A 13,064-nucleotide genomic window follows, 5' to 3' on the forward strand; every position below is an offset into this window, starting at 1 on the left:
TTCATGGCCCTGCATATCGTCATTCTGGCCGCCGGCCAAGGCAAGCGGATGCGCTCGGCGTTGCCCAAGGTGCTTCAGCCCCTGGGCGACCGTCCCCTGCTGCGTCACGTCGTCGAGACGGCCCAGGCTCTGGCGCCTGAACGAATCCACGTGGTGTACGGCCACGGCGGAGATATCGTTCAGGAGCGGTTGTCCGATCTCGACGTCGCCTGGGTGCGTCAGGCCGAGCAGCTCGGCACCGGCCATGCGGTGGCCCAGGCGATGGCCGGGATACCGGCCGAGGCCCAGGTTCTCGTGCTCTACGGCGACGTGCCGCTGGTGCGTCCGAACACGTTGTCGCATCTGGTGGCCGCGGCCGGCCACGACGCGCTGGCGTTGTTGACCGTGGTGCTCGCGAATCCGACCGGCTACGGGCGTATCGTGCGCGACGACGACAATCGCGTCACTCGCATTGTCGAGGAACGCGACGCCACGCGCGAAGAGCGTCATATCGCTGAGACCAACACCGGGCTGCTCTGTGCCCAGGCGCATCATCTGCACGACTGGTTGGCGCGCCTGACCAATGCCAACGTTCAGGGTGAATACTATCTGACCGACTGCATCGGCCTGGCCGCATACGATGGTGTGGCGATCGCGGCCGGCCAGGCCGCCAGCGAATCCGAGACGCAGGGCATCAACAACAAGCTTGATCTGTCCCGGGCCGAACGTCTTTTTCAACGCCGTCAGGCCGAGGCGCTCATGGCCTCCGGGCTGACCCTGCGTGACCCGGCGCGCTTCGATCTGCGGGGCACGCTGGCCGTGGGCCAGGATGTCGAGATCGACGTCGACGTGGTCATCGAAGGCCGTGTGGTCATCGGTGACAACGTGCGGGTCGGGTCTTGCTGTGTGCTGCGGGACTGCGAGATCGACAGCGACACCCGTATCGAGTCGCATACCGTCATCGACAGCGCGCACATCGGCGAACACTGCGCCATTGGGCCATTCGCCCGGCTGCGGCCGGGCACGCGATTGGCCGATCGGGCCAAAGTCGGCAATTTCGTCGAGACCAAGAATGTCGAAGTTGGGGCGGGCAGCAAGATCAATCACTTGAGCTACGTCGGCGACACCCGCATGGGCCAGGACGTCAATATCGGCGCCGGCGTGATCACCTGCAATTACGACGGGGCGGCCAAGCATCGCACCACGATCGGCGATCAGGCCTTCATCGGGTCGGACGTCCAGCTCGTCGCGCCGGTGACGGTCGGTGCCAATGCGACCGTCGGCGCCGGGACCACGGTTACCCGCGATGCGCCGGCCGACACGCTGACGGTCGGTCGTGCACGGCAGACCACGGTCGAGGGTTGGCGCCGGCCGACCAAGAACGCGCGCGCCGAGTGAGCCCGACCCGGGCGATACGTTTACAGGGAGAACTGTCATGTGCGGCATCGTAGGGGCGAGCGCGCAGCGCGATGTTTCGGCCATCCTGCTGGAAGGCCTGAGACGACTCGAGTATCGGGGTTATGACTCGGCGGGCATGGCGCTCATCGATGACGGTGTGCTGACGCGTCGGCGCGCCGTTGGCAAGGTCGCTGCCCTGGCCGAGGCGCTGGGCGATGGATTGCCCGGACGTTTCGGCATCGCCCACACCCGCTGGGCAACCCACGGCGGCGTGACCGAGGCCAACGCCCATCCCCATGTTTCCAACGGCCGTATCGCCGTCGTCCACAACGGCATCGTCGAGAACCACGAGCCGCTGCGCGATCGGCTGATCGCGGCCGGCTATCGCTTCGAATCGGAAACCGACACGGAAGTCGTCGCCCATCTGATCGATGCCTATCGCCAGGAAGACACTGATCTGACGACCGCGGTTCGTCGCGCGTCGTCGGCCTTGCACGGCGCCTATGCCCTGGCGGTGGTGAGCGTCGACGATCCGGATACGGTGGTGGCTACCCGGCGGGGTTCACCACTCGTGCTTGGCGTGGGTATAGGCGAGCATTTCGTGGCCTCCGATGTTGCGGCTCTGTTGCCGGTCACGCGACGCTTCGTCTATCTGGAAGAAGGCGATATCGTCACGCTGACGCCGGCTGCGTTCGAGATCATCGACGGGGAGGGACGCATACAGGATCGCCCGATCAAGGAATCGGCCCTGTCGATCAGCGCGACGGAGAAGGGCGGCTACCGTCATTTCATGCTCAAGGAAATCCATGAGCAGCCCGCCGTGCTGGCCGAAACCTGGCAAGGCCGACTGGCCGAGAGTGGGCCGCTGGCCTCGGCGATCGGCCCCGAGGCCGAGGCCCTGCTGGCTGGCGTCGAGGCCGTGCATATCGTGGCCTGTGGCACCAGTTATCACGCCGGGCTGGTCGCCCGATACTGGATCGAATCGCGCGCGCGCCTTCCCTGTAGCGTCGAACTGGCCAGCGAATATCGGTACCGAGACCCGGTGGTGCCGCCGAATTGTCTGTTCGTCACCCTATCGCAGTCCGGTGAAACCGCCGATACGCTGGCCGCCTTGCGTTATGCCAAGGGCCGCGAGGCGGGCACGGGCTATCTCGCCACACTGGCCATCTGCAACAAGCCCGAGACCTCGCTCACACGTGAATCCGATCTCGTGTTGATGACGCGCGCCGGCCCGGAGATCGGCGTCGCCTCCACGAAGGCCTTCACGACGCAACTGGCCTGTCTGCTCATGCTCGCCGGTATGCTCTCGGTGCCGGGCGAGGCGCGGGCGCGTCTGGCCGCCGAGCTGCGCGAGATCGAATCCGTCGTGTCCAGCGTGCTCGAACTCGATCGCGTTGTTGCCGAGCTGGCGGAGGCCTTCGTCGACAAGCGTCATGCCCTGTTCCTCGGCCGGGGGCCGATGTATCCGATCGCCATGGAAGGGGCGCTCAAGCTCAAGGAGATTTCCTATCTCCATGCCGAGGCCTATGCCGCTGGCGAACTCAAGCACGGCCCGCTGGCACTGGTCGACGACGACATGCCGGTGGTCGCCGTGGCCCCGACCGACGAATGGCTGGAAAAGGTCAAATCCAACCTGCAGGAAGTACGCGCTCGGGGCGGTCAGCTCTATGTCTTCGCCGACGAGACCGCAGGCCTGAAATCCGGGCCTGGCTTTACCGTGCTGCGCATGCCGCACGTCGTCGAGAGCCTGGCGCCGATCGCCTACACCGTCCCGCTCCAGCTGCTTGCCTACCACGTCGCCGTGGCCAAGGGCACCGACGTGGACCAACCACGCAATCTGGCCAAATCGGTAACGGTGGAATGAATTTATTCAGGCGATTGATTTGAAAATGAATTGTTGAATCCTGGATGACGGTAGGGCGGTTGATTCGAAGATTTCATCTGTCATGCAGGGTTCGGCGCTTGAAGGGAGACGCCCGGCGCCGACATGAGGCGGGGTTGAAGCCGGATATCATTCGCCGCTTCCTGCCGTGTGTGATCGGCGATCGACCGGATTTTCACCCGTGTCCCGATCTGTGCGCCGCGCTGCGCCAGGAAGTTTCGGCCATCGATCGTCGGCATCGACCTTCTTGAAGAAAGTCGACGAACGATCACCGGTTATCTGGCGCGCGCGAGGCCGATCATCAGCTTCGGCATGGCAAGGCCGGCCCAGTGCCGGGCGATTCATCGCCCGGCTTCGGATCATGCCGCCATGGCAACCGCCGTTTCAGCGTGCCTGTTTCTCCTCGGTAACCGACATCGTCTTGAACGGCGTGCAGAAACGCGGCGCCGTGGATCGGCGATCATCTTCCAGGGCCTGGGTGGTCGCCGTGTCGAAGAACGACACGGTGTCGTCGCCGTTGAGCGCATACAACGTCGCGTCGTTTGGTGAGAACAGCAGACCCATGACGAAGTCTTTGGCCGGGTATCGACGTACCGCCTCGCCGCTTTGCGTATCGATGACCCAGGTGTTCGCGCTGCGACTGGTATGGAACGCCAGGTAGCGGCCTCCACGACTCAATGCCATGGTGGGATAGTCCCGGGGCCCGTACCCACAGTAGCTCAGACGTTTCTGCAGTTCGAGCGTGTTGCCGTCGACGATCGAGACGCCGTTCTTGTCGGCAATCGCAACACGGCTGCGCGAAGGGCTTGCCACGAGGGTCTGGAATCGGTATCTGACTTCATCGGCCTGGTCCTGCTCGAGCGTTTTCGTGTCGAAACGATCGATCGTGTCGCGTTTGGCGTTGTAGACGAAGAGTTTGCGGTCATTCGGGCTCAGCCACATGCCGATATAGCGGCCGAATGGCAGGTAACGCGCATCGCCGCCGATCAATGCGATCGGCTCGCCGACCGGTGTCATGGTTTTCACGTCCAGGGCGGAAACAGAGTTGGCGACGCTGTTCATGATGTAAGCGCGCTGGCCGTCACTCGAGATGGCGATATCCCGCGGAAAACGTGCCACATCCGCATTGGCCGTGATCTGGCCGGTAGCCAGATCGATGCGCGATACGGCATCCGGTCGCATCGAGCTGACCAGCGCGGTGTGCCCGCCGGGCGTGATCGCTACGCCGGCCGCGCCGCGGCCCTTGCAGAAATTATCCGGGCAACCGCCCAGGCCGGTTTCGAAGGTCCCGCCGTCAATCGTGCGCTCGACCTGATGCGTCTGGGTGTTGATGACCGTGAGCGTGTTGTCGGCGTTGCCGGTGACGTAGAGGCGTGTGCCGTTGTCTCCGAGCGTCATCTGAGCCACGTGTTCGCCGGCGCCGACCTGGGTGGCTTCGAGTGTGCCCGCATCGACCGTCCGGGCGGCCGGCCATGCGGTTGATGACATGTTCTGGGACGCGCAACCGCCCAACACAAGCGCGATCAGACAGGCACCCGCCACTTTTACAGGATTCACGATATATCTCCCTTTTCGAATCGATCCCGGAACGCCGGGGTTTTATTTTATCAGGGCTTGGGTTTTTTTATAAAAAACCTGTATTAATAGGATATAAGTGGTTGCGTGGGCGGAAATATGCTTTCGATCACTTTGAGAGGCTAATTAATAGTGGGCTATCTATTTGCGCCATCAACTTAATCAAAAGTAGGTAGCCGAGCAAAAAAGTAAATGATTTGTCCTGCGAAAGGACAAATCATCGGATGCCGAATAAGTCGGTAATATTGAATATCGCGGTGTTGGCGGCTCGTGTTCTTGATCGAGATCCCCGGTGATGGCACATCGGCATACGCTTTATTGTCGGCATCACACGGCCTTGGGGCCATTGGCAGCGCCTGGGGCGAAAAGCGGGCCAATCGGGCGTTGTGGATGGAATCGAGACGAGGCATGCCGCCGTCTGCAGGGGCCGGAGGCGCCGGCGCTGTAGCGCTGATCGTCGGGATATCGGCGCGATTGATCAGGCAAGCGCGTCGACCGCCCGGCGGGCTTCGGCGAGCGGACCGTGGGTCGCGGGGTGCCGAGTATCACGCCGAGGTATCCAGGACGCCTGCGGTTCTGGGTGCCGGGCTGGCCGCGAATGTACTCTTTCGCCCGCGGATGCGGTCGTTACACTAGGCCCTCGCGTTCCTGAGGGCATGTATGAAAATCGTAGCGATCGGCGCTGGCGCCTGGGGCAAGAACATCATTCGGAATCTGGAGGCGCTGGGTGCGCTGTCCGGCATTGTCGAAGGCAATAACGAACGGCTCAACGCCTATGCCGAAGGGCATCCGGCGTTGGCGCTCCACGCCGACTGGCGTGCTGCACTGGACTCGGATTGCGATGCGGTGGCGATCGCCACACCCACGGCGAGCCATTATGAAATCGCCAGTGCCGCGCTGGCCGCGGGCAAGGACGTGTTCGTCGAGAAACCGATCACGCACTGCTCGCGCGAGGCGCGTGCGCTGGCGGACATGGCCCGCGAACGTGGTCGTATCCTCATGGTCGGCCATCTGTTGCTGTATCAGCCGGCCATCGCCTGGATGAAGGATTATGTGGAGGCCGGCCACCTCGGCGAGCTGTTCTCGGTGCGCCACGAACGACTCAATCTGGGCCGGGCGCGTAGTGCCGAGAATGTGATCTGGGACATCGGCGTGCACGATATGGCGATCATGCTGTATCTGATCGGTAGCGCGCCGGCCCGGGTGCGTGGCACCGGGCATCGGATGCTCGGCTTGAGCGTGGAGGACGAGGTGCATGTGCACCTGGAGTTCGCCGGCGGCATTCGCGGCAATCTACACACGTCGTGGCTGTGGCCGGAGACCAATCGTCGGACGATCCTGCGCGGCTCCGGGGGCATGCTGGTCTATGACGAGGTGGCCCAGGTCGTCACCCTGCATCGCAAATGGATCGATGCCGAGCTGCAGAATCACGACGAGGGCAGTGAAGTCGTGCACCGCGGCGACGGCCAGCCGCTGCGCCTGGAGCTTGCGCATTTCATCGACTGTGTCACCCATCGTCGACGCCCGCGCTCCGATGGCGAGAGCGCGGTGACAGTCATCGAAACGCTCGAGCGAATCAATGAGGCGGTCGCGGAGTCCAGCCGCTATCCGTGATGCCGTGGCGTCGCGCCGGGCAGGCGTCTGCCCGGCGCGCTACCGGTGATCGCGGTGCCGTGTCTCGGTCCGCGGTGCCCCTTCTCTTTCAACCGAGGTCGAAGTCGGCGACCACGGGCACATGGTCGGACGGCCGCTTGCGCCCGCGTTCGCCCACATGGGCCCGGCAATCGGTGCAGGCCGTGGCCAGGGCACGCGAGGCCAGCACATGGTCGATCCGCAGGCCGGCGTTGCGTGCCCAGCCGCCGTTGCGATAATCCCACCAGGTGAAGCAGTGCCGTCCTTCCTTTTCGGACTCGTGGTCCAGCCACAGGTCCGACAGACCGGCATCGAGCAGGCGCTGGAACGCGGCGCGTTCATCCGGCGAGCACAGGATGCGGCCTTCCCATTTCTCGGCGTCCCAGGTGTCTTCGGGGCGCGGGGCGACGTTGAAATCCCCGGTGAGCACAAGCCGCTCGTGGCGAGTGAGTTCATCGGCGACCCAGTCAGCCAGGGCGGCGAACCAGTCGAGCTTGTAGGTATAGCTGGGGTTGTCCAGGTCCTTGCCGTTCGGACAATAGACGCCGATGACGCGTGTGCCATCGACGGTGCCGGCAATGACACGCTTGTGATCGTCTTCGAAGCCGGGCAGGGCCGTGACCACATCCTCGGCGGGCTGTTTCGACAGCAGTGCCACGCCGTTATAGGTCTTCTGACCGGTGAACGCGCTGTGGTAGCCCGCCTCGGCCAGCGCATCGGCCGGAAAACGATCGTCGGTGAGCTTGGTCTCCTGCAGGGCGAGCACATCGACCGGCTGGTCGGCCAGCCAGTTGGTGACGTGCGGCAGGCGGACGTTGAGGGAATTGACGTTCCAGGTTGCAATCTGCATGAACAATCCTTTCACACGCACAGTGTTAATCTTGCGGATCAGAGTCTTGAATGCCCTGCGCGATGCAGCACACGACGAGACGGACCTTTGGGCCGGCCATTGTAATGGCCCTGCTGCTCGTCGGGTGTTCAGGCCAGCCGCCGGAGTCGCCGATGCCTCGCCCCGATCATTTCTCGCCCTGCCCGTCCGCGCCGCACTGCGTGTCGTCGCAAGCGCCTGCGGACAGTGATCGACACATCGCGCCGTTCGTGTTCGACGAGGACGGGGCCAGCGCCCATCGTGCGCTGCTCGACGTACTCGCCGAAGCCGATCGAGTCGAGATCCTGTCCGACAAGCCGCAGTTCGTGCACGCGACGTTTCGCACCCGGATGGGGTTTGTCGACGACGTCTATTTCATCATTCACGCGGATCGCCGCATCGTGGATGTCAAGTCGGCATCACGCGTTGGCTACTATGATTTCGGCGTCAATCGACGCCGCGTCGAGCGGCTGCGCGCCGCGTTCGAGGCCCGTATGGGCCGCCACTGAGCCGGACGACGGTCGGCTCGGTGGCCGATCGTCGTCGGTTGGCCCGCGTTCGTCTGCCGGCGCCGGTCAGGCGGCCCGCGATTCGACCAGCCCGCTGTGGCGCAGCAGCGCATCGATGGCCGGCTCGCGGCCCCGGAAGGCCACGAAATTATCCATCGCCGAGCGCGTAGCGCCGCGTTCTAGCACCTCGGTCTTGAAGCGCTGGCCGGTGGCGGCATCGAATAGCCCGGTCTCCTCAAAGGCGGCGAACGCGTCGGCGGACAGGACTTCGGCCCACTTGTAGCTGTAGTAACCGGCCGCGTAGCCGCCCGCAAAGATATGCATGAACGCGTGCGGAAAGCGGTTGTAGGCCGGCTGGGCCAGCGGGGCGACTTCGGCACGCACCGCGGCAAGGGTCGCCATGACGGCCGCACCACGTGCCGGGTCGAAACCGCGGTGCAGGCGCAGATCGAACAACGAGATCTCGACCTGGCGCAGCATCTGCCAGCCCGCCATGTGGTTGCGCGCGGCAACGAGTTTGTCGAACAGCGTATCCGGCAGCGCCGCGTGTGTCTCGTAGTGGGCGGCGAACAGGTCCAGTGATTCGCGATGCCAGCACCAGTTCTCCATGAACTGGCTGGGCAGCTCGACGGCATCCCACTCGACGCCGGAAATGCCGGACACGCTGGCTTCGTCGACGGCCGTGAGCATGTGGTGCAGCCCGTGGCCGAACTCGTGGAACAGCGTGGTGACTTCACCATGGGTCAGCAGCGCCGGCTTGTCGCCGACCGGCGGGGCGAAGTTGCAGGTCAGAAAGGCCAGCGGCGTCTGTACGCCGGTGCCGGTCAGGCGACGGTTCTGAAACGGGTGCATCCAGGCGCCGTCGCGCTTGCCGCGCCGCGCATACGGGTCGAGATAGAACACGCCGCGCACCGTGTCGGCGGCATCGCGAATCTCGTAGACGGTGACGTCTTCATGCCAGGTCGCGACGTCCGGCCGAGGGTTGATGGCAACGTTGTAGAGCCGCGAGACCACCTGGAACAGCCCGTCGATGACCGCGTGGGCAGGAAAGTAGGGCCGCAGGTCCTCGTCGGAGAAGTCGTAGCGGGCCTGCTTGAGTTTCTCGGCGTAATAGCCGACGTCCCAGGCCGCGAGCGCATCGACACCGTCGGCGGCGGCCAGCTCGCGCAGCGCATCGAGCTCGGCATGGGCCGGGGCGGCGCTGCGCTCGGCCAGATCGAGCAGAAAGGATTCGATCTGCTCCGGCGTGTCGGCCATCTTGGTGGCCAGCGACTGTTCGGCGTAGTCGGCAAAGCCGAGCAGTTGGGCCGCCTCGTGGCGCAGGGCCAGTAGTTCGTCCATGACAGCGGAATTGTCGAATTCGCCGCCGCTGGGTCCGGCATCGGAGGCGCGTGTGGCAAAGGCTTCGTGCACTTCGGCGCGCAGGCCGCGGTCATCGGCATGCGTGAGCACGGCGAGCATGCTCGGCGCATCGAGGGTGATCAGCCAGCCGTCGAGCTCTTTCTGGGCTGCGTTCTGGGCCAGCAGATCGCGCGCCGAGTCGGGCAGGCCCGCGAGCGCCGATTCGTCGGTGAGGTGCTTGCTCCAGGCCTGCGTGGCGTCCAACAGGTTCTGCTGGAAAAGCGTCGATAGCGTCGAGCGTCGCTGGGCGATCTCGGCGTAGCGTTTCTTGTCGTCGTCGGCGAGCGCAACGCCGGCGAGCTCGAAATCGCGCAGCATATGGGTGATCACGCGCTGGCGCCCGGCGGTCAGCGTCTCGTAATGAGCCGAATCGGCCAGACGCGCGATGGCGTCGTAGAGCGCGCTGTTCTGGCCGACCTCGGAAGAGAATGCCGTGAGCTTCGGCAGGCAGGCCTGATATGCCGCCCGCCATTCGGGGGAGTCCATCACCGCATGCATGTGTGCGACCGGAGAGAACGCCCGCTCGAGTGCATCCTCGGCCGCCTCGATCGGGGCGACGAGATTATCCCAGGTCGGTGCCGCGTCAGTGGCCAGGCAGTCGTCGATCGTCCGGCGCGCATCAGCGATCAGCGTGTCGATTGCCGGTTCGGCGTGTGCCGGCGCGATCGCCTCGAAATCGGGCAGCTGCAGATCGCTGTCCAGCATCGAAAGCAGGGGGTTGGCTGCGTTGTCGTCGGTCATGGCACGCACGGGAAAGAGTCAAAACACCAGACTGAGATCATGCGGCGTGCAACGCGCCAATCAAGAGAGCGATCCCGTTCGGTATCACGTGACAATTGGCCGGGCGTGAGATCATGACGATAGGCAAGCGTTGCCCGATTGATCTCGTTCTGAGTCGGGTTGGCCGCACGGCACGCCACGATCGGCGACTCGCGCCTTGCCGGACACACTGCGGTCTCTCGACGAAAAGGCGCTCGAACGAAACATCAACAGACCCTAGAATGCGGCCATTGCTTTGATAATCGAGAATGTCATGGCCGAGCATTATGATCTCGTGGTCATCGGTGGGGGGTCCGGTGGCGTGGCGACAGCCCGCCGGGCCGCGGCCTATGGCAAGCGAGTCGTGCTGATCGAACGCGGCCGGCTGGGCGGCACCTGCGTCAACGTCGGCTGCGTGCCGAAGAAGGTGATGTGGCATGCCGCGGAGTTCGCCGAGGCCGCACGGCACGCGCACGACTACGGTTTTCCGGTGGCCTCCGATCGTTTCGACTGGACACGTCTGACCGAGAACCGCCGGACCTACATCGAGCGGCTGAACCGGATCTATGCCGGCAATCTCGACAAGGCCGACGTCGACGTCGTGGCCGGCGAGGCTCGCTTTGTCGATGAGCGCACGGTTGCCGCGGCCGGGCGCGAGTTCACCGGCGAGCACGTGCTCATCGCCACCGGTGGCAAAGCACGCTGGCCGGCGATTCCGGGCGCCGCACTGGGTACCGATTCCGATGGTTTCTTCGCCTGGGACACACAGCCGGCGAAAGTGGCGGTGGTCGGCAGCGGCTACATCGCCTGCGAGCTGGCCGGCGTGCTCAACAGTCTGGGCAGCGATGTGAGCCTTTTGTTGCGCAAGGAACACGTGCTCAAGGACTTTGATGCCATGCTCGGCGATACCCTGATCGAGCGCATGCGTGAAGCCGGCATCGATGTACGCATGAATCGACAGGCCCGGGAACTGCACGAGGACACCGACGGCCGGATTACCGTCGAGTTCGACGATGACACACGAATCGCGGGCTACGACCGGCTTGTCTGGGCCATTGGCCGGGTTCCCAATACCGACACGCTCGGGCTTGCGGGTATCGGCCTCGAACTGGCCGCCGACGGCACGATTCCGGTCGACGAATGGCAGGACACACGGGTCCCGGGCCTGCATGCACTCGGCGATGTCACCGGCGGGCCGGAGTTGACGCCGGTCGCGATCGCGGCCGGTCGGCGCATGGCCGATCGCCTGTTTGGCGGCATGCCGGAGCGGCGTCTGGACTATCACAACATCCCGACCGTGGTCTTTTCGCATCCGCCGATCGGCACCGTGGGTCTGTCCGAGGCCGATGCGCGTACACAGTACGGTGATGAGGCGGTGACGATCTATACCAGTCACTACGTGGCGCTCTATCACGGGGTGTTGTCCGACAAGACACCTTCGGACATGAAGCTGGTCTGTGTCGGGCCCGAGGAAAAAGTCGTGGGGGCGCACGTCATTGGCGACGGGGCCGATGAGATGACGCAGGGCTTTGCCGTGGCCGTGAGGATGGGCGCGACCAAGCACGACTTCGACGATACGGTCGCCATCCATCCGACCAGTGCCGAAGAATTCGTGACCATGACGTGAGTGTGGGCTATGGCGGAGTCTTTCGACGTGCGGCGATCGCGAGCGTATTGAGTGGGCTGTTGACGGCCTGTTCCGGCCAGTTCTGGGTCAACGCGCTCACGCCACCGTGGGGCCATACGCGCCATGCGGATATCGCCTACGGCGAGGGCCCGCGGCAGCAGCTCGATATCTATGCGCCCGCGCGGCCGGCGACCGGCCGGCCGGTGGTCGTATTCTTCTATGGCGGCAGCTGGCAAACCGGTGACAAGGACGGCTATCGCTTCGTCGGCCAGGCGCTGGCCTCGCGCGGCATCACGGCCGTGATACCGGATTACCGACTGTATCCGCAGGTGCGTTTTCCGGCCTTCGTCGAGGATTCGGCTGCCGCGGTGGCCTGGACCAAGCGCCATATCGCCGACTACGGCGGGGCCTCATGTCATTTATTCGTGGCCGGGCATTCGGCCGGTGCCTACAACGCCGCCATGCTGGCGCTCGACGCTGCCTGGCTGGCGCCATACGGCATCTCGTCGACGGATCTGTCCGGGTTCATCGGATTGGCCGGGCCATACGATTTTCTGCCGATCACCGACCCGACCCTGCAGCGCATCTTCGCGCCCGAGTCGCGCTGGCCGCAGACCCAGCCGATCCATTACGCGGACCGTGCCGAAGCGCCGCCGATGTTGCTCATGCACGGCAGTGCGGATACTACCGTGCGTCCGGAAAATTCGAGGAATCTGGCCGCTCGTGTGAATGCAAGTGGCGGAAATGCCAAACTAAAAATGTACCCGGGCGTGACGCATGTCATGCAGGTCGCCCCCCTTGCTGCGGTCTTGCGATTCAAGGGCGACGAGCTGGATCGCATCGCAGGGTTCGTCAACAAACAGACCGCGGACAGTCTGTGTTCAGGTTGAATTCGTATCTTCGCGCGCTCGCAAGGCACGAGGGACCATCATGGCTCGGAAATTTCTGCTGGCCATCTGCGCGAGCGTGTGTTTACTGGGCGCCGCATCGACCGCGGACGCAGAATCCGTGGAATGGCAGACACTGAGTGTGGCGGCTTCCGCGTACAACTCGGTGCCGGCTCAGACCACATCGACCAACCCCGCGCTGGCGGCCTGGGGCGATCGCCTCAAGCCGGGCATGAATGCGATTGCAGTCTCTCGCGATCTTGTCCGCAAGGGACTGACCCGCGGCACGCGCGTCAAGATCGAGGGCCTGCCGGGCGTTTATGTCGTGCGCGACAAGATGGCTGCCCGGTGGCGCAACAAGATCGATATCTACATGGGGCACGACGAAGCGGCCGCGCGCGACTGGGGCGTGCATCACGATATCGAGATCCAGTACGCCGAGAACGGCTGAATCGTCGGCCATCGCGGTGTCTTATACAACCGCGAGGCGCGGCTCGAACGGCTGACCGATGCCGGTGTCTGCGGTAACCTCCGGGTTTGCGATCAA

11 protein-coding genes are annotated in these 13,064 nt (G+C 64.2%); 7 read left to right on the top strand and 4 right to left on the bottom strand.

Features of this window, described 5'->3' with window-relative positions; translation table 11 throughout:
- Positions 1-3 precede the first annotated feature (3 nt).
- Together glmU and glmS are read left to right on the top strand one after the other, a co-directional pair.
- Positions 4-1,377 carry a bifunctional UDP-N-acetylglucosamine diphosphorylase/glucosamine-1-phosphate N-acetyltransferase GlmU gene (gene glmU / locus D3260_RS08650; protein ID WP_199671427.1) on the top strand — a complete coding sequence of 458 codons (1,374 nt, stop codon included), beginning with the start codon at positions 4-6 and terminating at the stop codon, positions 1,375-1,377.
- 37 nt (positions 1,378-1,414) lie between these two features.
- Positions 1,415-3,241 (top strand): glutamine--fructose-6-phosphate transaminase (isomerizing), encoded by a 1,827-nt coding sequence (gene glmS / locus D3260_RS08655; protein WP_120098191.1) that lies wholly within the window; start codon positions 1,415-1,417, stop codon positions 3,239-3,241.
- Positions 3,242-3,321: 80 nt separating this feature from the next.
- Here glmS and D3260_RS17825 read toward each other — a convergent pair whose 3' ends face one another.
- Positions 3,322-3,498: a hypothetical protein gene (locus D3260_RS17825; protein WP_233544012.1), complete on the bottom strand. Its 177-nt coding sequence runs from the start codon at positions 3,496-3,498 to the stop codon at positions 3,322-3,324.
- A 145-nt stretch (positions 3,499-3,643) separates the two neighbouring features.
- Positions 3,644-4,816 (bottom strand): YncE family protein, encoded by a 1,173-nt coding sequence (locus D3260_RS08665; protein WP_147418146.1) that lies wholly within the window; start codon positions 4,814-4,816, stop codon positions 3,644-3,646.
- 678 nt (positions 4,817-5,494) lie between these two features.
- On the opposite strand from D3260_RS08665, the gene D3260_RS08670 reads away from it, so the two are divergent.
- Complete coding sequence (locus tag D3260_RS08670) at positions 5,495-6,448, top strand: Gfo/Idh/MocA family protein (protein WP_120098193.1); 954 nt, start codon at positions 5,495-5,497, stop codon at positions 6,446-6,448.
- A gap of 88 nt (positions 6,449-6,536) precedes the next feature.
- Here D3260_RS08670 and D3260_RS08675 read toward each other — a convergent pair whose 3' ends face one another.
- Complete coding sequence (locus D3260_RS08675) at positions 6,537-7,316, bottom strand: exodeoxyribonuclease III (protein WP_120098194.1); 780 nt, start codon at positions 7,314-7,316, stop codon at positions 6,537-6,539.
- 152 nt (positions 7,317-7,468) lie between these two features.
- On the opposite strand from D3260_RS08675, the gene D3260_RS08680 reads away from it, so the two are divergent.
- Complete coding sequence (locus tag D3260_RS08680; RefSeq protein ID WP_158583469.1) at positions 7,469-7,843, top strand: DUF1499 domain-containing protein; 375 nt, start codon at positions 7,469-7,471, stop codon at positions 7,841-7,843.
- A 66-nt stretch (positions 7,844-7,909) separates the two neighbouring features.
- Here D3260_RS08680 and D3260_RS08685 read toward each other — a convergent pair whose 3' ends face one another.
- Positions 7,910-9,985, bottom strand: a complete 2,076-nt coding sequence (locus D3260_RS08685) for a M3 family metallopeptidase (protein ID WP_199671428.1) — start codon at positions 9,983-9,985, stop codon at positions 7,910-7,912.
- A 292-nt stretch (positions 9,986-10,277) separates the two neighbouring features.
- Between D3260_RS08685 and gorA the strand changes: the two genes are divergently transcribed.
- Genes gorA through D3260_RS08700 form a run of 3 tightly spaced genes read left to right on the top strand, consistent with a single transcriptional unit; the run spans position 10,278 to position 12,968 of the window.
- A complete protein-coding gene (gene gorA / locus D3260_RS08690; protein ID WP_120098196.1) occupies positions 10,278-11,630 on the top strand; it encodes a glutathione-disulfide reductase in 1,353 nt (450 codons plus the stop codon).
- The gene (locus D3260_RS08695) at positions 11,627-12,520 is read left to right on the top strand and encodes an alpha/beta hydrolase (protein WP_233544013.1); all 894 of its coding nucleotides are present in this window, start codon (positions 11,627-11,629) and stop codon (positions 12,518-12,520) included. The genes gorA and D3260_RS08695 overlap by 4 nt, the downstream gene beginning before the upstream one ends.
- 40 nt (positions 12,521-12,560) lie before the next feature.
- On the top strand, positions 12,561-12,968 hold the full coding sequence (locus D3260_RS08700; RefSeq protein ID WP_120098198.1) for a 3D domain-containing protein: 408 nt from the start codon (positions 12,561-12,563) through the stop codon (positions 12,966-12,968).
- The last annotated feature ends 96 nt before the right edge of the window (positions 12,969-13,064 follow it).

Origin of the sequence: Salinisphaera sp. Q1T1-3, from assembly GCF_003602005.1 — a bacterium.
In the GTDB taxonomy this organism is placed as follows: Bacteria; Pseudomonadota; Gammaproteobacteria; order Nevskiales; family Salinisphaeraceae; genus Salinisphaera.

What these genes read in the sequence shown, in the direction of transcription:
- glmU (WP_199671427.1), top strand. Translation starts at nt 4, where the DNA reads ATGGCCCTGCATATCGTCATTCTGGCCGCCGGCCAAGGCAAGCGGATG.
- glmS (WP_120098191.1), top strand. Translation starts at nt 1,415, where the DNA reads ATGTGCGGCATCGTAGGGGCGAGCGCGCAGCGCGATGTTTCGGCCATC.
- D3260_RS17825 (WP_233544012.1), bottom strand. Translation starts at nt 3,498, where the DNA reads ATGCCGACGATCGATGGCCGAAACTTCCTGGCGCAGCGCGGCGCACAG.
- D3260_RS08670 (WP_120098193.1), top strand. Translation starts at nt 5,495, where the DNA reads ATGAAAATCGTAGCGATCGGCGCTGGCGCCTGGGGCAAGAACATCATT.
- D3260_RS08675 (WP_120098194.1), bottom strand. Translation starts at nt 7,316, where the DNA reads ATGCAGATTGCAACCTGGAACGTCAATTCCCTCAACGTCCGCCTGCCG.
- D3260_RS08680 (WP_158583469.1), top strand. Translation starts at nt 7,469, where the DNA reads ATGCCTCGCCCCGATCATTTCTCGCCCTGCCCGTCCGCGCCGCACTGC.
- D3260_RS08685 (WP_199671428.1), bottom strand. Translation starts at nt 9,985, where the DNA reads ATGACCGACGACAACGCAGCCAACCCCCTGCTTTCGATGCTGGACAGC.
- gorA (WP_120098196.1), top strand. Translation starts at nt 10,278, where the DNA reads ATGGCCGAGCATTATGATCTCGTGGTCATCGGTGGGGGGTCCGGTGGC.
- D3260_RS08700 (WP_120098198.1), top strand. Translation starts at nt 12,561, where the DNA reads ATGGCTCGGAAATTTCTGCTGGCCATCTGCGCGAGCGTGTGTTTACTG.